The 21514-nt window shown below is 42.8% G+C and carries 19 protein-coding genes and 1 pseudogene; 2 read left to right on the top strand and 18 right to left on the bottom strand.

Annotated features, from left to right (window positions below; genetic code table 11):
• Nucleotides 1-212 precede the first annotated feature (212 nt).
• From JQM81_RS12120 to JQM81_RS12070, 11 genes are all read right to left on the bottom strand, one after another.
• Nucleotides 213-1034 carry a purine-nucleoside phosphorylase gene (locus JQM81_RS12120; protein ID WP_235233979.1) on the bottom strand — a complete coding sequence of 274 codons (822 nt, stop codon included), beginning with the start codon at nucleotides 1032-1034 and terminating at the stop codon, nucleotides 213-215.
• Between the two features lie 10 nt (nucleotides 1035-1044).
• Nucleotides 1045-2235 carry a phosphopentomutase gene (locus JQM81_RS12115; protein ID WP_235233978.1) on the bottom strand — a complete coding sequence of 397 codons (1191 nt, stop codon included), beginning with the start codon at nucleotides 2233-2235 and terminating at the stop codon, nucleotides 1045-1047.
• 6 nt (nucleotides 2236-2241) lie between these two features.
• Nucleotides 2242-3213, bottom strand: a complete 972-nt coding sequence (gene add / locus JQM81_RS12110) for an adenosine deaminase (protein WP_235233976.1) — start codon at nucleotides 3211-3213, stop codon at nucleotides 2242-2244.
• A 45-nt stretch (nucleotides 3214-3258) separates the two neighbouring features.
• The gene (locus JQM81_RS12105) at nucleotides 3259-3678 is read right to left on the bottom strand and encodes a cytidine deaminase (protein WP_235233974.1); all 420 of its coding nucleotides are present in this window, start codon (nucleotides 3676-3678) and stop codon (nucleotides 3259-3261) included.
• A gap of 31 nt (nucleotides 3679-3709) precedes the next feature.
• Nucleotides 3710-4375 carry a deoxyribose-phosphate aldolase gene (gene deoC / locus JQM81_RS12100; protein ID WP_235233973.1) on the bottom strand — a complete coding sequence of 222 codons (666 nt, stop codon included), beginning with the start codon at nucleotides 4373-4375 and terminating at the stop codon, nucleotides 3710-3712.
• A gap of 19 nt (nucleotides 4376-4394) precedes the next feature.
• A complete protein-coding gene (gene udp / locus JQM81_RS12095) occupies nucleotides 4395-5174 on the bottom strand; it encodes a uridine phosphorylase (RefSeq protein WP_235233972.1) in 780 nt (259 codons plus the stop codon).
• Nucleotides 5171-6043 (bottom strand): 4Fe-4S binding protein, encoded by an 873-nt coding sequence (locus JQM81_RS12090; protein WP_235233971.1) that lies wholly within the window; start codon nucleotides 6041-6043, stop codon nucleotides 5171-5173. The genes udp and JQM81_RS12090 overlap by 4 nt, the downstream gene beginning before the upstream one ends.
• Nucleotides 6044-6047: 4 nt before the next feature.
• On the bottom strand, nucleotides 6048-6164 hold the full coding sequence (locus tag JQM81_RS12085; protein WP_420370579.1) for a CD1871A family CXXC motif-containing protein: 117 nt from the start codon (nucleotides 6162-6164) through the stop codon (nucleotides 6048-6050).
• 16 nt (nucleotides 6165-6180) lie between these two features.
• A complete protein-coding gene (locus tag JQM81_RS12080; RefSeq protein ID WP_235233969.1) occupies nucleotides 6181-6747 on the bottom strand; it encodes a TlpA family protein disulfide reductase in 567 nt (188 codons plus the stop codon).
• 161 nt (nucleotides 6748-6908) lie between these two features.
• Complete coding sequence (locus tag JQM81_RS12075) at nucleotides 6909-8276, bottom strand: MFS transporter (protein WP_235233967.1); 1368 nt, start codon at nucleotides 8274-8276, stop codon at nucleotides 6909-6911.
• A gap of 15 nt (nucleotides 8277-8291) precedes the next feature.
• Nucleotides 8292-11354, bottom strand: coding sequence for a glycoside hydrolase family 2 TIM barrel-domain containing protein (locus JQM81_RS12070; RefSeq protein ID WP_235233965.1), 3063 nt, complete (start codon nucleotides 11352-11354; stop codon nucleotides 8292-8294).
• A 187-nt stretch (nucleotides 11355-11541) separates the two neighbouring features.
• On the opposite strand from JQM81_RS12070, the gene JQM81_RS12065 reads away from it, so the two are divergent.
• A complete protein-coding gene (locus tag JQM81_RS12065) occupies nucleotides 11542-12396 on the top strand; it encodes an AraC family transcriptional regulator (protein ID WP_235233964.1) in 855 nt (284 codons plus the stop codon).
• A gap of 55 nt (nucleotides 12397-12451) precedes the next feature.
• Here the strand turns inward: JQM81_RS12065 and JQM81_RS12060 are convergent, their stop codons facing one another.
• The 5 genes and pseudogenes from JQM81_RS12060 to JQM81_RS12040 all read right to left on the bottom strand — a co-directional run bounded on the left by JQM81_RS12060 (nucleotide 12452) and on the right by JQM81_RS12040 (nucleotide 18019).
• Entirely contained in the window at nucleotides 12452-12727 is a 276-nt protein-coding gene (locus tag JQM81_RS12060; protein WP_235233963.1) for a DUF1284 domain-containing protein, read from the bottom strand.
• Nucleotides 12711-13268, bottom strand: coding sequence for a biotin transporter BioY (locus tag JQM81_RS12055; protein ID WP_235233962.1), 558 nt, complete (start codon nucleotides 13266-13268; stop codon nucleotides 12711-12713). The genes JQM81_RS12060 and JQM81_RS12055 overlap by 17 nt, the downstream gene beginning before the upstream one ends.
• Nucleotides 13269-13363: 95 nt before the next feature.
• Nucleotides 13364-14615: pseudogene (locus tag JQM81_RS12050) on the bottom strand (alanine/glycine:cation symporter family protein).
• 112 nt (nucleotides 14616-14727) lie between these two features.
• The gene (gene hypD / locus JQM81_RS12045) at nucleotides 14728-17106 is read right to left on the bottom strand and encodes a trans-4-hydroxy-L-proline dehydratase (RefSeq protein ID WP_235233961.1); all 2379 of its coding nucleotides are present in this window, start codon (nucleotides 17104-17106) and stop codon (nucleotides 14728-14730) included.
• Nucleotides 17107-17110: 4 nt separating this feature from the next.
• Entirely contained in the window at nucleotides 17111-18019 is a 909-nt protein-coding gene (locus tag JQM81_RS12040) for a trans-4-hydroxy-L-proline dehydratase activase (RefSeq protein WP_235233980.1), read from the bottom strand.
• Nucleotides 18020-18270: 251 nt separating this feature from the next.
• On the opposite strand from JQM81_RS12040, the gene JQM81_RS12035 reads away from it, so the two are divergent.
• A complete protein-coding gene (locus tag JQM81_RS12035; protein ID WP_235233960.1) occupies nucleotides 18271-18840 on the top strand; it encodes a helix-turn-helix domain-containing protein in 570 nt (189 codons plus the stop codon).
• Nucleotides 18841-18896: 56 nt separating this feature from the next.
• Here the strand turns inward: JQM81_RS12035 and JQM81_RS12030 are convergent, their stop codons facing one another.
• On the bottom strand, nucleotides 18897-19043 hold the full coding sequence (locus JQM81_RS12030) for a FeoB-associated Cys-rich membrane protein (RefSeq protein ID WP_235233959.1): 147 nt from the start codon (nucleotides 19041-19043) through the stop codon (nucleotides 18897-18899).
• A 15-nt stretch (nucleotides 19044-19058) separates the two neighbouring features.
• Nucleotides 19059-21401: a ferrous iron transport protein B gene (feoB, locus tag JQM81_RS12025; RefSeq protein ID WP_235233957.1), complete on the bottom strand. Its 2343-nt coding sequence runs from the start codon at nucleotides 21399-21401 to the stop codon at nucleotides 19059-19061.
• Nucleotides 21402-21514 lie beyond the last annotated feature (113 nt).

Below are 21514 nucleotides of genomic sequence, written 5' to 3'. Positions count from 1 at the left end.
GTCTAATTCTTAACATATTTAAATAATTCCTCGCTGACACCCTTTTGTCCAGAAATCGCTTTCGAAACCGTTACCATTCTGACATTTAATTTTGGAGCAATATCAGATAATCTTACTGATCCCCCCATATTTTAATTGGGGACAGGGATATTCTAATTGGGGACAGGGATATTTTAATTTGGGACGGAGGAAATTGAAAAAACCCCCGTCCCCTATATTGAACTCACAACTCCTGTGATTAGTTTTTTGAACTGCTTCGCTACCCGGTCTGCGGTCTCCTGAACTTCGGTGTGGTTCAGCTTCTTTTCTGACATTCCTGCTGCCAGATTGGTGATGCAGGAGATTCCGCACACTTCTATTCCCATGTGGCGTGCTGCCATGGCTTCACATGCCGTACTCATTCCCACGGCATCTCCGCCCCAGCTTCTGCACATGCGAATCTCTGCCGGCGTCTCATAATTCGGGCCAGTAAGCTGTACATAGACTCCTTCCCTAAGCAAAATCCCCATCTCCTGAGCTGTCTTTTTAATTACATCCCGCATACGCCTGCTGTACACTTCACTCATATCCGGGAATCTTGTTCCCAGTTCTTCCAGATTCGCTCCTATCAATGGGCTTGGTACAGCCGTTGTGATATGATCCGTAATCAGCATAAAGTCTCCCGGCTCATAGTCATAATTAATTCCGCCTGCTGCATTCGTAAGAATCAGCTTCTTTGCCCCCAGCATTCCCATCAGACGTGTCGGAAGTACCACATCCGACATTGGATATCCTTCATAATAATGAACCCTTCCCTGCATGATCACTACCGGGACATCCTTCACATAGCCGAATACAAACCTTCCCTTATGCCCCGCCACGGTAGAAGTCGGGAAATGACTGATATCCGCATAATTAATGGTCTGTACTGCCTGAATCTCATCGGCATAGTCTCCCAGTCCTGAGCCCAGTATCAATGCTACTTCCGGTTGAAAATCCGTCTTTTCTCTTACACTTGCCACACAAGACTGTAATTTTTCATATACTTTGTTCATATTCTCCCCCTTATCTCAATTGCTCCAGGATAGAACTTCCGATGGTTCCCTGCGGCATCTCGACTCCAAAATTCTCCGCAACAGATGCACCGATCACTGCAAATGTATCCTGATTCTCCAATCTTCCTCCACTTTTCATCTTCTTTGAATAAGCCAGAAGCGGCACATATTCTCTGGTATGATCTGTTCCCGTATAGGTAGGATCATTTCCATGATCTGCCGTCAGAATCAGAAGATCGTCTTCCCTTAAGCCTTCTAAAAGTACACCAAGATTCTGATCGAACTTCTCGATCTCTCTTCCATATCCTTCCACATCTCTTCGATGACCCCATAACGCGTCAAAATCCACGAGATTGACAAAGCATAATCCATGAAAATCTTCCTTACAGATCTCGATAGTCTGTTCCATTCCGTGGACCGAACTATTGGAATGATATGTCTTCGTAATCCCCTCTCCACAGAAGATATCGTTGATCTTCCCGACTCCGATGACATCATATCCTGCATCCTTCAGTGCATTCAACGCCGTTGGTCCGGTTGGTTTCAGAGCATAATCATGGCGGTTACTGGTCCGTCTGAATTCACCTTTCTTCTTGCCGACGTAAGGCCTTGCAATGACCCGTCCAACCTTCCACTCATCCTTCATGGTAAGCTTTCTTGCAATCTCACAGCAACGATATAAGTTTGCCAGATCGAAGGTCTCTTCATTTCCACAGATCTGCATCACCGAATCCGCAGAAGTATACACGATCATTGCACCCGTATTGATCTCCTCTTCTCCCAGCTCTTCGATGATCTGCGTACCACTGGCACTTTTATTTCCTATGACTCGCTTTTTGCACTGCTTTTCCAACTCTGCAATCAGTTCCGGTGGAAATCCGGTCTCTGTAAATGTCTGAAATGGCTTCTCGGTCCGGATTCCCATCATCTCCCAGTGGCCGGTCATGGTATCCTTTCCCTTACTTGCTTCCGTCAGACGCATATACCTTCCGATAGGTCTGTCTATCCCTTTCATCTGCCCTGCCGGGTGAAGATTCAACATACCCAGACGCTCTAGACTGGGGATATGAAGCGTACCCATTTTTTCCAATATATGGCCAAAGGTATCCACGCCTTCATCGCCGAATTCTGGTGAATCCGGCATTGCCCCGATTCCAAGAGAATCCAGAACAACCACAAAGATTCTCTGATATTCCTTCATCTTCTCTCACCTCATTAACATTTTCAATCGATTCTTCACATCTTCCTTAGCAAAAGCGCATTCTGCCGCATTTCTCATAAGCAAAAGAATCTCATCATCACAGATCCCATATGTTTTCTGAATAAATTCCAGTTCTTTTGTCATAGACGTATTGCTTACGGTCCGATTGTCCGTATTGACCGTAACGCAGAGACCAGAATCCAGGAATTCCCGAAGCGGATATTCAGATGATCCACTCACCGCTTTCGTCTGAAGGTTACTGATCGGGCACATCTCAACCCCAACGCCGGCTTCTCTTACCAGCTTCTGTACATCCGGCTTACCCCGCATCGCAATTCCGTGTCCGATTCTTCCGGCACCGACGCTTACTGCATCCACAATATTCTGTGGATCTCCACATTCTCCGGCATGTATGGTAAAGGGCATTCCAAGTTCCTTTGTCTTCTGGAATAATTCCATGAATTCTGCCATAGGATACTGGGCCTCCGCCCCTGCCAGGTCTGCCGCACACACGCCCGTTCCCAAAAACTGACACGCAATCTTAAGCATCTGATAATTCTGCTCGGCACTGTGATGACGCATAGCACAGGTTATTACATTATATTCTATATTGAATTCTTTCTTTCCTCTTTCCAGTCCCCGAAGAAGTGCCGCTATGACACGCTCTGTATTCATGGACTCTGTCACGGACAGAAGTGGGGCAAAACGAATCTCCGCATAGCAGACATGTTCCTGACTCATGGTATGAAGCACGTCATATCCTGCTCCTTCCAGTCCCTCTTCATCCTTTAAGCAGACTCCCGGAAGATCGAACTTTTCCAGATATTCTGCGAGACTTCTGCACTCCTGTGTTACACTCAACTCCTCATCCAACACCGTCCGTCCAAGCCGGGCCTCCAGAAATCTTCTGCTAAGCGACCCATCCAGGTGGCAATGTAATTCTATCTTTGGCAACTTTTTTAATTCTTCCCTCGTCATATTACAGCCCTCCTATATTCCTCGACTGTCGGCATATCCCATGGATCATGCCAGATTATCTGGTCCAAATCCCATAGGTATCATCTCTTTTAAGGTGAATATCTTATAATCCTCCTTACTGAATGCCAGAATAATCCGGAAAGTCTCCGGGTCACAGAATTCCATCATGACCTGACGGCATACCCCGCAGGGTGCTGTATATTCAGTCAGTACGCCATCCTTTCCGCCCACAATGCAGATAGCGGTAAATCTTCTCTTCCCTTCACTGACCGCCTTGAAAAATGCGGTTCTCTCTGCACAGTTGGTCGGAGTATATGCTGCATTTTCAATATTGCATCCACCATAGAATGTTCCGTCTTCTGCTAAAAGCGCTGCCCCAACCCGAAATTCAGAATAAGGAGCATAAGAATAATCCAGCTGCGCCATTGCCCGTTCGATCATCTCTTCTATCAGTTTCTTATCCATCTGCGAACACCTCCGTATTCTTATCGATACCTTAGTAACCAGACGCCTCTTCCTTCTTCAGAAGCTTAATGATCCGGCTGGTTCCAAGTCGATCCGCCCCAAGTTCCAGGAATCTTCTGGCATCCTCCATAGAAGTGATTCCACCGGCTGCCTTTATCTTCACCTGAGGTCCCACATGTTTTGCAAATAATTCGACATCCTCAAAGGTCGCACCGCCGCTGGAGAATCCGGTGGACGTCTTGATATAGTCAGCCCCTGCTTCTGTCACGATCTCACACATTTTTACCTTTTCTTCTTCCTCCAAAAGGCAGGTCTCTATAATTACTTTCAATATCTTATCGCCGCATACTGCTTTCAGAATCCGAATCTCTTCCGTAATCAGATCATACTTTTTGTCCTTCAGCCATCCCACGTTGATGACCATGTCAATCTCAGAAGCTCCATTTGCAATGGCATCTCTCGTCTCGAATTCCTTTGCCTTTGTAGTCATATATCCATTCGGAAAACCGATTACCGTGCAGACCGACACGCTTCCCTGAACATATTCACTTGCCTGCTTTACATAACTTGGCGGAATACATACGGATGCCGTCTGATATTGCATGGCATCGTCACAGATCTGTCTGATCTCCTCCCAAGTCGCAGTCTGTAATAGAAGCGTGTGGTCTACGTGTTCTAATATCTCTTCTTCACTCATCTTTCTTATCTACCTCTAGTTACATTTTCTTATCTTCTCGAATCAGCCTGCGGATCGCTTCAACCGCCACCTGAATCGCCATATCTGTATCATGTACGACCGGATTCTCCATTCCCAGTTTCTCTCGTTCCTGATTGGCCATAACGAGGAAGCAAGAACCTACCCTCACATGCAGATAGCTTGCTACAACGAATAAAGCTGCAGACTCCATCTCAGATGCCAGACATCCCAGTCTCTTCCAGGCCTCCCACTTATTCATCAGCTCGTAGCTTACCGGTTTGATCTCTGGCTCATGCTGTCCATAGAATGCATCTTTACACTGAACGACCCCTGTATGGAATGGATATCCTTTTTCCCGCGCTGCCAATGCCAGTGCATTGGTCACTGCAAGATCCGGCACTGCGGGGAACTCAATCGGAGCATATTCCTTGCTCGTCCCCTCCATACGAATTGCTCCTGTCGCAATCACAATATCTCCACTTTTGACTTCCGGCTGCATGCCGCCGCAGGTTCCGATCCGGACAAATGTATCCGCTCCGCACCGATACAGTTCTTCCATTGCAATGGATGCCGATGGTCCTCCAATGCCTGTCGACGTCACACTGACTGTTACTCCATCCAGAGTTCCGGTGTAAGTTACATATTCTCTATTATCTGCAACAAACACCGGATGATCCAGATATTGCGCAATTTTTTCACATCTCTTAGGATCTCCTGGCATAATCACGTAGCGGCCCACTTCTCCTGCTGCCACCTGAATATGGTATTGTCTGCTTACATCTTCTGAATAATTCTTCATATTGTCTCGCCCTCTTTCTTATGATCACACTTCATTTTACTTCGACAGCGCAGAATCAACGCCTGTTCCGGACAACATGCGACGCATCTCCCACATCGGATACATTCTGCAGAATTAGGATTCTCTACAGGATGAACATCCATGGGGCACACTGCATGACATTGTCCACAGGAAACACAACGTGTCTGATCGATCTCCATATGATAGATACTGATCTTATTCAATATGCCATAGACAGCGCCCAAAGGGCACATTACCTTACAAAAAAACCTACATACCATCACGCATCCCACCAGTGTTATGCCCAGGATTCCTGCCTTAACAGAGAATAACGCGCCAATCGTCTCCCGAAGTTCTGGATGCGTACTAAGAAGGGGAATTCCCCCTTCTAATGTCCCAACCGGACATATGTATTCACAAAAAGCAGGTGCTCCCATCCCCAGCATATTGGTGCTGACAACCGGAAGAAGCAGCACAAATATTGCCAAAAGAATATATTTTACATATGTAAAACCCTTCCACAGCTTTTTCTTTGGTGAGGGAATCTTATAGAGCAATTCCTGAATCAATCCAAAGGGACATAAGAATCCACAGATTGCCCTTCCACATATAATTCCCAGCGCCAGGATGAATCCAACTACATAAAAGCTGACATTAAAATTCACAGAACCACTCACTGCCTGCATAGCTCCGATCGGACAGGACAACGCTGCCGCCGGACAAGAATAACAATTCATTCCCGGATTGCAGAATTGCTTCCATTTCCCCTTATATATCTGCCCGCCGACGATATTACCAAGATACGGGTTGGAATATCCAAACGCTGCAATCTGGATGATCTTCCTCTTTATTTCCTGCTGAACCTTCATATAACTACCCCAATCCAATACATTCCAGACAGATATTGACCGCCTTATTCCACACAACAGAAACCTCGCCGCGGCAGATGCCATACACCATGATTCCAATTGCGATGACCATAAGAATCATCTGGAGCTTCCATCTCTTATTCTGACTCATTCAAATATTCCTCTACATACTTCTTATATCCACTTACATTCGCTCCTATGATGGAATTACCCACAAGATTCCCTTCTCGATCTACAAAATACGTTGTAGGAACTCCGATCATCTCACTGATCATCTCATCAAACTCTCCTGCTGCCACCAGATTCTGATAGGTCACTCCTGTCGCATCCACAATCTGCTGCGCAGAAGAATATTCCTCTGAATCCTCGGATTCCACGTCCACAACAATTCCTATGATCTGTACGTTCTCCGGCATCGATTCTGACCATTCCTCCAGATCCGGCAATTCATTGATACATGGGCTACAGTATGTTGCCCAGAAGTTTACCACCGTCAGATCCGCCTGAGCGAAGATATCACTGGTGACCTCATTTCCCTCAAGATCCACCGTAGAAAACTCGGGCATCACATTCGGTGCTTCATCTTCAGAAGATGAAGCTACTTTCTCTTCTGAGCCTGTCACCTTCTCTTCTGAACTCGAACTGCAGGCACACATGCTAAGGCACAATGCCAGGATGATAAGTACTGATATATATCTTTTCATTACACATTCCTCCTCTTCTTACATATAGCATGCCACTCCTTGTCCGTTTATACAATTGATTTTTTCAATTTTTGTCCATTTTTCCAACATTTTACGAGAATGATAATATGGCAGCCGCCAGTTCATCACTAACTGACAGCTGCCTTTGTATTTCTCAATCTTTATTCTATTCTCTGGCGAAGTTCTTCATTCGCTTTCTCAACATTTAATCTTGTCAGAATCAATGTAATCAAAAGATTGATTATCATTGGAATCCACAGATACATAATATGCAGCATATTCATGCAGGAAGCGGATTGTTCTGCAGCACCTCCTACATAACCACTGATCGCAAGCAACCATCCTGCCAGTGCTGTTCCAATACCTCCACCGATCTTCGTTCCAAGAGAAGTGCAGGAATACATGGTTCCATCCACTCTTTTTCCAGTTGTCAGATATGTATATTCTGAGCATGTTGCAATCAAAGCATTCATATCACCCTGAAGTGGACTCATACCTATTGCCGCTATTGCAGTACATGTGAGCATCAGTGGAACACTTCCCATATAACCTGCGATCAACACTCCAAGTCGCCCTACTGTTCCCAGTGTATATCCATAAAAGTTCAGTCGATACATCCCTTTAAACTTCGCGACTAATGCAGGGGTAAATAAGAGTCCAAGAATCATCGGTATATTGATCGCCCAGGAAAATACACCCAGAAGATTGGCATTTTTCAGAACATAAGTCATATAATAAATGCCCATATTCAATGTCGCAGAATACACCTGCATTAATATGTAAGAGGCACAGATCATCAAGTAATACTTGTTATGCACCAGTAATTTAAAGGCATCGATGAGGCTATATTTTTCCTCCTGTACATCCTCATTCTTAGTTTCTCCTTCTGCAAGTTCTTCCGGAGTCAGCTCTTTTACAGACATTACAGATATCGTATTCGAAACAACACCTACGATTGCATAGATGATGGCAACTGTTCTCCATGCACTTGCACCGCCTCCAAAGAATGCAACACAGCCAACGGTAATGGTCTGAATCAGCATACTCGTTCCAAACGCGAACATAAAGCGAATCGATCCCATCTGGACACGTTCGTGATTATTCTTCGTAATCAATGCTGTCAGGGCAGAGTACGCAATATTATTGGCGGTATAGAATCCCGCATTCAATAATGTATATGCGATAAAGAACCATGCATACTGTGCAAATGCACTGATATCTGCCGGAATTACAAAGATCGCCACCAGACAGATTGCACATCCAAAATAACCATAGAACATCCAGGGTCTGGCTTTTCCCATCTTACTATGCGTCTTATCAATCATGGAACCAAAGAATATATCACTGACTCCATCAAATAATTTGGAGACTGCAATTAAAGTACCTACAATACCAGCGTTCATGCCGACCGTATCCGTCAAAAAGATCATTACAAATGCTGATAACAAAGCGTATACTACATTACCGGCAATATCTCCGGAACCATAACCTATCTTATTATACCATTTTAAATATGTTTTCGCTTCCATCTCTCATTTCCCCATTTAATTTTCTTGTTTATCTAACAACATTAATTTTAATGTAAACGTAAATGTTTCTTCATCCAGCCTGTACTTCTTCTGCGGCCTTGGTCCACAGCTGTTAGAACCAATCCCATTCTGCCTGTAATCCAGATTCAACACCGTACTTCCGCAAGGCTCCAATTCATAATTGTGACTCTTCATTGTCAGTTCTTCCTGCGTATATATGGATGCATTGAACGAAAATGCACAGTCACTATATGCACGAAGTTCTCTCTCTTCTCCACTGACCACAACATAATCACAGTCATAATGGCTTCCATTTTCCTGTGGCTTCAGATAATCTTCATGAAGAGCTTCAACTGTTGCTGAATATATGCCGTGGCTTGATGCTCTACATTTATCAATATAACTTTCTTCCGGCCCCATTCCATAATAGGACACCCGATTCATCTGTCTCGGCAGAAATACTCGAAGCCCGAATCTTGGTAATTCTGGAAAATCCATATCTCTTATCACATCCATATTGACAGAGATCTGTCCAGAATTCGTAATCGTCCAGACGGTCTCCATATTCATCATCTTCTGAACAGAGACTGCCGACAGTGACATCGTACTGTGGATCTCCAGGGCCTTTTCTGTCAGTGTGTAATTCGTCACATAGGCTCTCGACACCGCCTTGTCATACATCGCCTTATACCATTCGGTCTTGATGTACATATCATTATCTGTCGGTGCTCTCCATACATTCAGTTCCATCGGTCTGTCCAGGTAATCCTTCCCATTCACGCTTAGTTGGTCAAATGTTCCGTATAGTTTATTGTATACATATACAAATGTACTTCCTTCCACGATTAGTTGCTTCGACGTTTCTGAAACCTGAATTCCAGGAAGTTCCCTGCTCTTCTTTTCCGTTTCTTCCTGCCATGACAGACTTTTTTGATTTCGTGTATCTTCATTGTCCAGTTTTATCTCATCTTGCCCCAACAGATATCCCTGTTCCCGAAAAGCATCCGCTTCTTTCAGATGATAGTAAACCTTTAGATAGACTCTGCCCTTTTCAGGAGCTTCCACAGGCATATAGATCTCTGCTTCCTTGCGGGCTGGAATAGAAGGAAGGTCTTCTGCAAGAATTCTTCCAGAAAAAATTACATCTCCATCTACATTTAATTCATAAGTAATGTATAGATAATCTCTCAGATCAACATAGTTCATCTCATTTTTCAATACCAATATCCCTGTATTCAAATCATAAGAGATGACCCGTGCCGGCCTGTGGACATTCTTATATTCCAGAAGTCCCATATGTGGCGTCCTGTCCGGATAGACAAGACCATCCATACAGAAATTCCCATCGTGTAATTCTTCCCCGTGATCACCGCCATAATAATAGATTTCTTTTCCGTCTTCTGATTCTCCCTTATAGACAGCGTGATCACACCATTCCCAGACAAATCCTCCACAGATGCAATCATATGTTTCAATGAGTTCAAAATAATCTTCGTAGTCCCCGGCACCATTTCCCATGGAATGGCAATATTCACACATAATATATGGTTTATCCGGTTTTGATTCTACATAATCAAGGACTTCTTCAAATCCAGGGTACATACGGCTATAGAGGTCAATATTAGAGTAATCATACTTTCTTCTGCGTCCTTTATAGTAAGCACTTTCATAGTGCGTCAGTCTTCCCGGATCATACTGTTTGGTCCATGCAAGTGCTTTCTCAAAAGTACATCCATAGCCACATTCATTTCCCATAGACCAGATGACGACACAAGGCCGATTCTTATCTCTTTCTACCAGCTTCTTCGTCCGATCCAGTGTTGCCTCATCAAATTCCGGATTGTCAGAGATCAATTCATTCCATCTGCTTGCCCTCTCTTCGTCTGTGTCATTGGAATAGCAGAGCATCCACGGTCCATGGCTTTCATTGTCAGCCTCATCAATTACAAAGAATCCATATTTATCACACATCTGATAGAACATCGGCTGATTCGGGTAATGGCTGGTACGAATGGCATTAAAATTATGTTTTTTCATCAGCTCCATATCCTGTTTCATCTGGTCGACACTGATCACGAAGCCTGTTTTCGGATCTGAATCATGTCTGTTGACTCCGCGGAATTTGACCGGAGTGCCATTAATATAGACCACACTGTCTTTTACAGCTATTTCTCGAATCCCCACATATTCTGTGATCACTTCATGCTCTGTCTCAAGAAACAGCGTATACAAATATGGCTGTTCACTGTTCCACAGATGCGGATGATCAATTACAAATTCTGTATCTCCCTGATATACGAGCTCTACCATCTTTTTATCTTCAGCATCATATAGAGATGCCTTCACCGGAACGGTCTGATCAAGATACTTTGTGCGAATACTGACAAATGCTTTCTCTTCTTCGATCCGGGTATTGATGAAGTAGTCATAGATGCACTGTACGGGCCGTTTCATCACATACACATCTCTGAAAATCCCGCTCATTCGAAACTTATCCTGATCTTCGAGATAACTTCCGTCACACCACTTTAACACCAGAACCGCCAGCGTATTCTCTCCTTCTTCAATATAAGGCGTTACATCAAATTCACTGAGCGCATGAGATACCTGGCTATAACCTACATATGTACCATTCAGCCACACATAGAAGCAAGAATCTACACCTTCAAATTCCAGAAATGCTTTCGGTGCCCCGGCATCTCTCTGGTAAGAAAACTTACAGACATATGCTCCACATGGATTATCCTGTGGCACATAGGGTGGATCCACCGGAAACGGATATCTGAAATTAGTATACTGATGACTGTCATATCCATAATTCTGCCACATCCCGGGAACCGGAACAGTATCAAAGTCTTTTGTCTGAAAATCCCGTTCATAAAATGACTCTTTCAGATCGTAAATACTGTCATAATACCGAAATTTCCAACTTCCATTTAACATCTGGATACGATCTGAAGATTCTCGATGTTCAATCAGATCATCCATTCGTGTTGATGACGGCACATAATAAGAACGATCGGGCATTACATTTTCATGCAGCATGTGAAGGTCCTCATAATAATGAGGTACAATCATAATCTTTTCCTCCCTTTATACACTTTTTTTAACTTTTATCATTGTACATATAACACTTTGAGTACCCTTATGTTTGCTTATATAATAAGCCTGTTTCTTACATTTTTACATAAACCGAAATAGACAAAACATGCACAAAATGATACACTTTATATAATGAATCTTCACTCTGAAAGGTGGTATCTGAATGTACACAGACAGTGCTTACTGGCAGAATAGCCGTCTTGATTTTAAAGATAAAAAACATCCTCTGTTTGTCGGAAGTGCCGGAACATATCATTTATATTCCAAGCAGAAGCTCCCTACTTACCGGCCCAGGGGACGTCTGGATTATCAATTGCTCTATATCGCATCAGGGAAAGCACATTTTTACTTTCATGGAAAAGAAGAGATCGTACCTGCCGGTAATATGGTACTCTATCGTCCCAAGGAAGAGCAGCGATATTATTACTATGGAGTTGATCACACAGAAGTATACTGGGTACATTTCACGGGAAATAATGTGAAGAACCTGTTAAAAAAATATGGCATTCCTGACCATGCACACGTGATCCATACCGGAACCTCTCTGGATTACAAGAAGATCTATCTGCGCATGATTCAGGAATTAAAGTTATGCAAACCCCATTATGAGGAAGTTCTTGCCCATTATATGGAAGCATTATTTATTATGATCAGTCGCCTCCAGGGGGATCGTCCCAGAATTAAGAGTTCTTATCTGATTGACGAGATGGATCACACGGTCACTTATTTTCACCATAACTATCATAATTCTATTAACATAGAAGAATATGCGCATCTACATGGAATGAGTGTCAGCTGGTTCATTCGCAATTTCAAAGAATATACAGGCTCTACACCAGCGCAGTATATCCTCTCTCTGCGGATCTCCAATGCGCAAAGTCTGCTCGAGTCTACCACTTATAATATTACTGAGATTGCAAATATTGTTGGTTATGATAATCCTCTATACTTCAGCCGACTATTCAAAAAACAGTGCGGCATATCTCCATCTGAATTCCGAAGACAGTTAACAGAATAGTATCGTTACGAAAAAAATCCATCAAACACGGATTGTATTCCGTCTTTGATGGATTTTAAACTATTACTCCCACCGGCTTTGCGTGCGACTGCAGATATTGTTCCACTGGCAATCTCCACAGATGCTCCTCATTGTTCGGGCATCTGGAACAGATCTCGTCCGTATGAACTACCAGTTTCACTGGAACATTCTGTTGAAAGATTCCCAGCATCTTCTCCATATGTGCCGAAAAGCCCTCGCTGTAACCTCTTCCTATAAAATATGCCAGGCACATTCCGTGATGCGGCCGTATTGGAATGGCCTGAGCTTCCTGATTACTGGAAAGACACATACTTACGAATCTTTCTGGATAAGACGAATGCAAGTGCAATCTTCACAAGATCCGGGATGATAAATGGGATCACGCACCAGCCTAAGACTGTTCCAAGACCTACTGCACCGGTATTTCTTGCATACACTACCATAAACCATGCTGTTCCAAGTGCGTAGCACACGATCAGCCCCACAACCATGGAGATAATCTGAATGACCGGTTTTCTTCCCAGCAGAGCTTCCATGCCCCACATAACCAACGCAGAAAATAAGAATCCGACAATATAACCACCGGTTGTATTCAGGATAACGCCAATTCCGCCGCTAAATCCGGCAAATACAGGGACACCGATTGCTCCCAGAAGAATATAGATCAGTACAGCAAGTGATCCTCTCTTTCCGCCCAACACACCGACCGCCATGAACACACCGAACGTCTGTAAGGTAAATGGCACTGCCATAGGAATAGATATCCAGGAACAGATTGCCATAAGGACTGCAAAGATAGCAATATATGCCATATCGTATGTTTTACTTCTTGTTGCTTCCATAGAACTCATAATAGCTCCTCCTAATGATGTAAATACTATTTGTACGGCAACAATTTAACATACTATCTTTTTATTGTCAACTTTATTTTATTTTTAGTTTACAATTAATCACTTTTTTTAGCGGCCTTATATGCTTTTCTCTCTTTTTCCAGGATTGGCTGGAATCTATCTACTTCCTTAGCAATTGTATTATGTAAGAGGAGCATACAGATCAAGTTTGGAATTGCCATTAATGCATTCATAATATCAGAAATGTTCCATACAAGATCTAAAGTCTGTGTTGCACCGACATATACGACCAAGGAGAAAACTACACGGTATATAATATTGTATTTGTGACTCTGGAATAAGTATTCAAAATGCTGCAATTGCAATTCCTGTAATGGAACATACTACAATGGTATCAAAAAATGTACCTGTCATATTAATATAACCCTGTCTTACCGGATCGTCTGTTGTAGCTGCGGCAGCAGTAATGGCTGCAGAACCAAGGCCTGCTTCATTGGAGAACACACCACGTGCAACGCCGTAACGGATAGAATTCATTACAGATACTGTAATCGTTCCAAGTACACCACCGCCAATTGCCTGTGGATTAAATGCCATTCCAAAGATCATATACAGACCATTAGGAATATTCTGCCAGTTCCCGACAATAACAATCAGTCCGGCAATCACATAGAAGATAGCCATTCCAGGTACAACCACGGAAGATACTTTAGAAATAGAAGTAATACCACCCAGAATGATTGCAAGTGCAAGTACCGTAAGTATAATTCCAGTGATCCATGCAGGTATACTGAACGCCTCTGTCACAGAACCAGCGATAGAATTGGCCTGAGTCATATTTCCAATTCCAAAAGATGCCAGCACGGAGAACAATGCAAATAAAAATCCCATTGTTTTGCCAAAGGTTTTATTCTTGAATGCATTTTTCATTGTGTACATTGGTCCGCCAGACATCTCGCCTTTCTCATTGACTTCACGATATTTGATTGCCAACATACATTCGCTGAACTTAGAAGTCAGTCCGAAGCATGCGGAGATCCACATCCACACCAAAGCTCCAGGACCACCTGAGAACATGGCAGTTGCCACACCAATAATATTACCAGTTCCAATCGTAGCAGCAAGCGCCGTCATTAACGCAGAAAAAGGGGATACATCACCTGTTCCTCTTTTTTTAGTTCTTGCCTCCTTACTTAACACGCTGTGCAACGCATATCCAAGATTCCTCCACGGAAGAAATTTCAACCGCACTGTAAGAAAAATACCCGTACCGACAAGCAGCACCAACATCACAGGTCCCCATACAAAGGAATCTATCGCCCCAACAATTTCATTTACTCTCTCCATAACTCTACACCTTCCTTTCTCAAACTATGGAATAAAAAAAGGACAAGGCGTTGACCACCCTGTCCTTATGTTTCATAATTCTATACAAATTAGTGAAATTGTCAAGTTCTAATTAATCAAATGACTGTTCTGTACGATTGATGATCTCGTCCTGCAATGGTTTATCCAGGTTACGGAAGAAATCACTGTATCCTGCGACACGAACGATCAGATCTTTATAATCTTCTGGATGATTCTGAGCATCGATCAGTGTCTGTTTATCAATAACGTTGAACTGAATATGATGTCCATCCATGGAGAAGTATGAACGAATCAGACTGGCCATATTATTCAGGCCTTCTTCTCCAGCCACAACATTTGGTGTAAACTTCTGATTCAGAAGAGTACCTGCTGTTGCCAGATGATCCATCTTTGCACAGGACTTGATAACTGCTGTCGGTCCATTGGTGTCTGCGGATTTCTCTGGAGAAATACCTTCAGATACTGGTTTATGTGCTTTTCTTCCATTTGGAGTTGCCAGAATAACATCACCAAAGTATACATGACAGGTAGTAGGGAGCATATCTACACCATATTTGCCACCCTTCATGTTCGGACGGCCTGTGATGGTGCTTCTGTATAATTCAAATACCTCCTGCATAATGTCATCTGCATAGTCATCATCATTTCCATATTTTGGAGTTCTGTCATGAACCATACGATAGATTGCATCATATCCTTCAAAGTCATGCTCCATAGCTTCAATCAACTCTTCCATCGTGAAGTTGTGATTGTCATATACATTATATTTTACAGCAGCAAGACAGTCTGTAACGGTACCGATACCTACGCCCTGGATATAGTTTGTATTGTATCTTGCTCCACCTGCATTGTAGTCTTTTGCATTAGAGATACAGTCGTTGGTTACAACAGACAGGCATGGTGCCGGCATCTCCTGTGCATATAACTGCTCGATTACGTTATTACCACGAATCTTGATATTCACAATGTGCTCTAACTGCTTCTTAAATGCAGCCCAGAGTTCATCATAGGTCTTGAAGTCCTTAGCATATCCAAGTGGTAATCCAATCTGCTTTCCAGAATACTCATCATATCCATTGAACAATGTCAGCTGGAATACCTTCGGGATATTCAGATAACCGGTAAGGATATAAGCTTCGCTTCCCCATGCTCCGGTCTCCACACATCCAGAAGAACCACCGCGTCTTGCATCTTCCAGACTCTTTCCTGCATTGATCAGCTCCATGATCTGAGCTTCTGTGTTATAGAATGCAGGCTGTCCCCATCCTTTTCTTGAGATCTCACATGCTCTCTTTAAGAACTTGGCCGGTGTCTTCTTACTGATCGTTACGTTAGAGTTTGGCTGAACCAGCTTCATCTCATCCATACAATCCAGAATCAGGTAACTTACATTATTAACACCATTGCGTCCGTCCGGTGTAACACCGCCGGTATTGATGTTCGCAAAGTCTGTATAAGTAGCACTTTCCTTTAATGTGATACCTACTTTTACCGGTGCAGGCTGGTTGTAGAACTTCACCCACAGACATTCCAGAAGTTCCAGAGCCTTCTCGTCATCCAGAATACCTGCCTCCACATCTCTCTCATAATATGGGTTCAGATGCTGATCAAGTCTTCCCGGGCTAAATGCATCCCATGGATTCAGCTCAGTTGTAACTGCAAGGTGTGTGAACCAGTATAACTGAATTGCCTGCCAGAAAGTCTGAGGCTTGTGTGCCGGAACAACCTCCAGGTTCGCTGCGATCTGAAGAAGCTCTGCCTTTCTGGTCTCATCTTCCTCTTTCTCTGCCATCTCAAGCGCAAGCTTATGATAACGCTCTCCCAGAATGATTACTGCATCACAGGAGATGTCCATAGCCTTCAGCTCTTCACATTTATTCACTGCTTCCGGATCATTGATATAATCCAGTTCATCCATTGTCTTATGAATCTTCTCTTTATAATCCATATATCCGGTAGTAAATACCTGCTCACCACCACAAGTATGTCCCGGACCTCTCTGCTCCATAAATTCTGTAAACATACCTGCACTGTAGCATTCCTGCCATTCCGGAGTCATTCTTGAAAGGATCTTCTCTCTCATACTTCTTCCTGTCCAGTATGGAATGATCTCCTCTGCCTGAAGCTTTCTGTCTTCTTCTGTTGTATGGAAGGATACCAGCTCACGTTCACTCATGACCACCATATCCTCTACACTGTGACAGCAAAGTTCCGGGAATGTAGGTGATGCCTGCGGATCCTTACCTTTTTCGCCGATGATCAGCTCTCCGTCTCCCAGATACAAGGTCTTCTTGGAAAAATATTCTTTCAGAACCATTGCTCTCATAACCGGGATTGAATATCTGCCGTCATTTTCTTTGTAGAAATCAGTCTCGATCTTTGCTCTCTCAAGATCAATGTGAACAGGTGTCGTCACACTGATTTCCCGAAGTTTCTGAATTCTTTCATTCATACCACGTAATTTTGCCATATGTTTACCCTCCTATTTTTGTGTTCTGGAATCCGGATTCTACGAAGAGTCTGACGAAGCTCTCCATCTCTTCCTTCTCCGGTGCATGTAAATCTGTTCCCTTATATTCCATATCCAGCTTGGAATACTTTCCACTTCCTGTATCATGATACGGAAGCAGATTAATCTGAGCCGGATGAATATCATGTTCTTTCAGAAACGCTATCGTTTCTTTCATATTTTTTTCATTACCATTTACTTCTTTTATTGTTGGAATTCTGATATATATTCTTGCTCCATCCGCTGCAAGACGAATCAGATTATCAAGAATCAATTGATTATCCACTCCGATATACTTTTTGTGAAGTTTTGGATCCATAACCTTTACATCATAAAGAAATGTATGAACATAAGGGAGAATTGCCTGAAACTTCTCATATGGAACATATCCGCATGTATCAATCGTAAGTGTAACATCCTGGCGTTTTAGCTCTTTTGCAATTGCCAGTATATAGTCTATATCCATTGCCATGACTTCTCCGCCGGAAAGCGTCACGCCACCGCCAGATTCTTCATAAAACATCTGATCCTTCATCAGCTCTTTTATCAGCTCTTTTACAGAATATTCCCGTCCTATAATCTCACGGATTCCTATTGGACAGAAGTTTACACATTTTCCGCAGAATGTACATGCATCTTTCTTCATCTCTGGCTTTCCATTCTCCATGGATATTGCCCCATTCGGACATACCTTTGCACAAGTTCCGCAGCCAACACACTTCTCCTTGTCACACTGCATCTCCTTTTCAAACCGCTGAGTCTCCGGATTGTGACACCATTCACATTTCAAAGGGCAGCCTTTAAAAAATACAGATGTACGAATTCCGTCGCCATCATGGATAGAAAACTTCTGAACATTCGTTATCAGCGACATCTCGTCTCCTCCATTTTCATAATCATGAAATATCATTCGATTTTTTCTTCCCTATTTTCATAATACAGTATTATTGTTAAATTTTCAACATATTTTATCAGGTCTTTTTTCATAAATCTGATGCGTCTTTTTTGTGCATTATCTCTAAATATCCATTGTTTTAAGTTGATTATTTTCACAAATTACAATATAATGAAAATATCGCTATAAAATCTACTCATTTTATATAAATATGAAAACGAGGTGTTACTATGAAAAGTATTCAGGAAATCGGAAATACTATTAAGCAAGAGCGTCTGAAACAGGGAATGACATTACAGCAATTAAGTACTGCAACGGGTTTTTCAATCGGATATCTGTCTCAGTTCGAGCGAGGGCTTTCCCAGATTGCCATTGACTCACTGCATAAGATCACAGATGTTCTTGGCATGGAATTTATCGATTTTTTCCGTGAAAAAGAATCCTCTCCTTCTGCCTCACCAGTCACAAGAATCTACGATGCCAGCTGTGATAAGGTCAGCGACCAGATCATTCAATATACTTTAAGTCAGAATGCCAAGAACTTTTCCTATCTTCCACGGCTTTATCATCTCATGCCTCATATCGGATCGGATGAGAACATAGAATTATATGCTCATGAAGGAGAAGAATTTATCTATGTGCTTGAAGGTGTTCTGAAATTATATGTGGAGGAAGATGAATATATTATGTATCCGGGAGACAGTGTCCAGCTTGATTCTACCAAGAAGCATAACTGGACCAACTGCGGGACTCAGATTACCAAGATTCTGACTGTGAATATGCCAAATCCTTTCAAATAAAAATGATCCGTAGCATTCCCTGCAATATCTGCAGAAATACTACGGATTATAATTATTTATTTTCTCTGGCAACTCTGACTACAGTGCCCACAGTCACATCCACAGCTGCTTTTCCCATTTTTCTTATTTCTTCTCATGATCACAACCGCAATGATCACAACCACAGTGACCGCCAGAAAGACAAGTATATCTGCAATATTCATACCCTACCTCCTACTTTACAATCCAACTGCCATGCAGATGAGCCTTACAATAAAAGCAATGATCCACGCTACTACACACTGCCAGAAGATGACCCCTACTGCCCATCTTGCTCCCAGTTCTCGTTTAATAGAAGCAACGGCTGCAACACATGGTGTATACAGCAGAGAGAATACTAGCATCGTAGCAGCAGACAGCGTTGATATTGCAGTCTGAATGCTGTTTCCAAACAGAATTTCCATCGTAGATACCACACTCTCTTTTGCCATAAACCCACTGATCAGTGAGGTTACGATACGCCAGTCTCCTAATCCGAGAGGTCCCATGATCGGTGCAATCCACCCAGATATGATAGCCATCAGACTGTTAGAAGAATCTTCTACCATATTTAGCTGAAGGTCAAAACTCTGCAGGAACCATACCACGATCGTTGCGATCAAAATGACGCTGAATGCTTTGCTTAAGAAATCCTTGGCCTTTTCCCACAATAACTGTGCAACATTTTTTGCACCCGGCATACGATAATTTGGCAACTCCATAACAAACGGAACAGCTTCGCCTTTAAATAGTGTATTTTTAAACAGAAGGGCTACCAGAATCCCAACAATGATCCCCAGAATATAGATTCCTGTCATAATGAATCCGCCCTTACCCGGGAAAAATGCACTGACAAAGAAAGCATAGATTGGAAGCTTCGCTGTACAACTCATAAATGGAGTCAGAAGGATCGTCATCTTACGGTCTCGTTTACTTGGCAGTGTTCTCGTTGCCATCACGGCAGGAACGGTACATCCAAATCCAATCAGCATCGGAACAATACTTCTTCCTGACAGTCCAATCTTTCTCAATAATTTATCCATGAAGAAAGCAACTCGTGCCACATAACCACTATCTTCCATAATAGATAAGAAGAAGAACAAAGTCACTACGATCGGGAGAAAACTAAGTACACTTCCGACACCACCAAAGATACCGTCAATCACCAAGCCATGGAGAGCCTGATTCACATGAGCCGCAGTCATCCACTGATCCACAACCTCCGTCAATACATCAATACCGGTCTCCAAAAGTCCTTGTAAAAATGCACCGATTACGTTAAAAGTCAGGAAGAAGACCGCTCCCATAATGGCAATAAAGCAAGGGATCGCAGTCCATTTTCCCGTAAGAATACGGTCAAGCTTCTCTGAACGGACCCGCTCTTTACTTTCTTTTGGCTTCTTCACTGTACGTTCACAGACATACTCAATAAAGTCAAAACGCATATCCGCAATGGCAGCACTTCTATCCATACCGCCTTCTTTTTCCATCTGTACTACAATATGCTCAATCATAGCCAGTTCATTCTTGTCCAGTTCTAGCTGCTTCAGAATCAAGGAGTCCCCTTCAATCACTTTTGTTGCGGAAAAACGAAGCGGAAGTCCTGCTCTTTCTGTATGGTCTTCAATGATCGATTCCACGGCATGAATTGCACGGTGAATTGCACCGCCATGATCGTCTTTACTGCAAAAGTCCTGTTTCTGCGGACGTTCCTGATATTGTGCGATATGTACTGCGTGCTCGATTAATTCCCGGACACCTTCATTCTTGGCCGCAGAGATTGGAATAACCGGAACTCCCAGTAAAGCCTCCATTCCATTGATATCTATGGCACCATTATTATTCATGACTTCATCCATCATATTAAGGGCAACAACCATAGGAATATTCATCTCCAGAAGCTGCATTGTCAGATAAAGATTCCGTTCAATATTCGTTGCATCAACAATATTAATGATTGCCTTTGGTTTATCCCCAAGAACAAAATTCCTGGAGACAATCTCTTCACTTGTGTAAGGAGACATAGAATATATTCCCGGAAGATCTGTAACTCTTGTATTCGAATGACCTTTGATTGGACCATCTTTGCGATCTACTGTAACCCCAGGGAAATTCCCCACATGTTGGTTAGATCCTGTCAATTGATTGAATAATGTCGTCTTTCCACAATTCTGATTTCCTACAAGGGCATAGGTAAGTACCGTTCCATCCGGCAATGGATCTCCGTCATCCTTGGCGTGATATTTACCATCTTCTCCCAATCCCGGATGATCCGTAGGATATATTTTGTCAATACGGCTATGCTTATTCGTTCGTTCTTCAATTAGCTGAACATTGATCTGATCTGCATCTGCAAGACGAAGTGTCAACTCATATCCATGAATCTGTAATTCCATCGGATCTCCCATAGGTGCGAACTTTACGACTGTAACTTCCGCCCCCGGAATCACACCCATATCCAGAAAATGCTGTCTTAGAGCTCCTTCTCCGCCTACTTTCGTAATAACAGCACTTTCTCCGATTTTCAGATTCTTAAGTGTCATTTGTAACACCTCCATATATGTACATGATAATTATTTTCAATTAAAGTTATACCACGCTAACCAAAATTCGTCAAGACTATACAGTCTTGAATTTTTCTGTTTCTACTGATATA

The sequence above is a fragment of the Faecalicatena contorta genome, from assembly GCF_021531895.1.
In the GTDB taxonomy this organism is placed as follows: domain Bacteria; phylum Bacillota; class Clostridia; order Lachnospirales; family Lachnospiraceae; genus JAFBIX01.
This window is presented reverse-complemented; position numbering and strand designations above follow the sequence as displayed.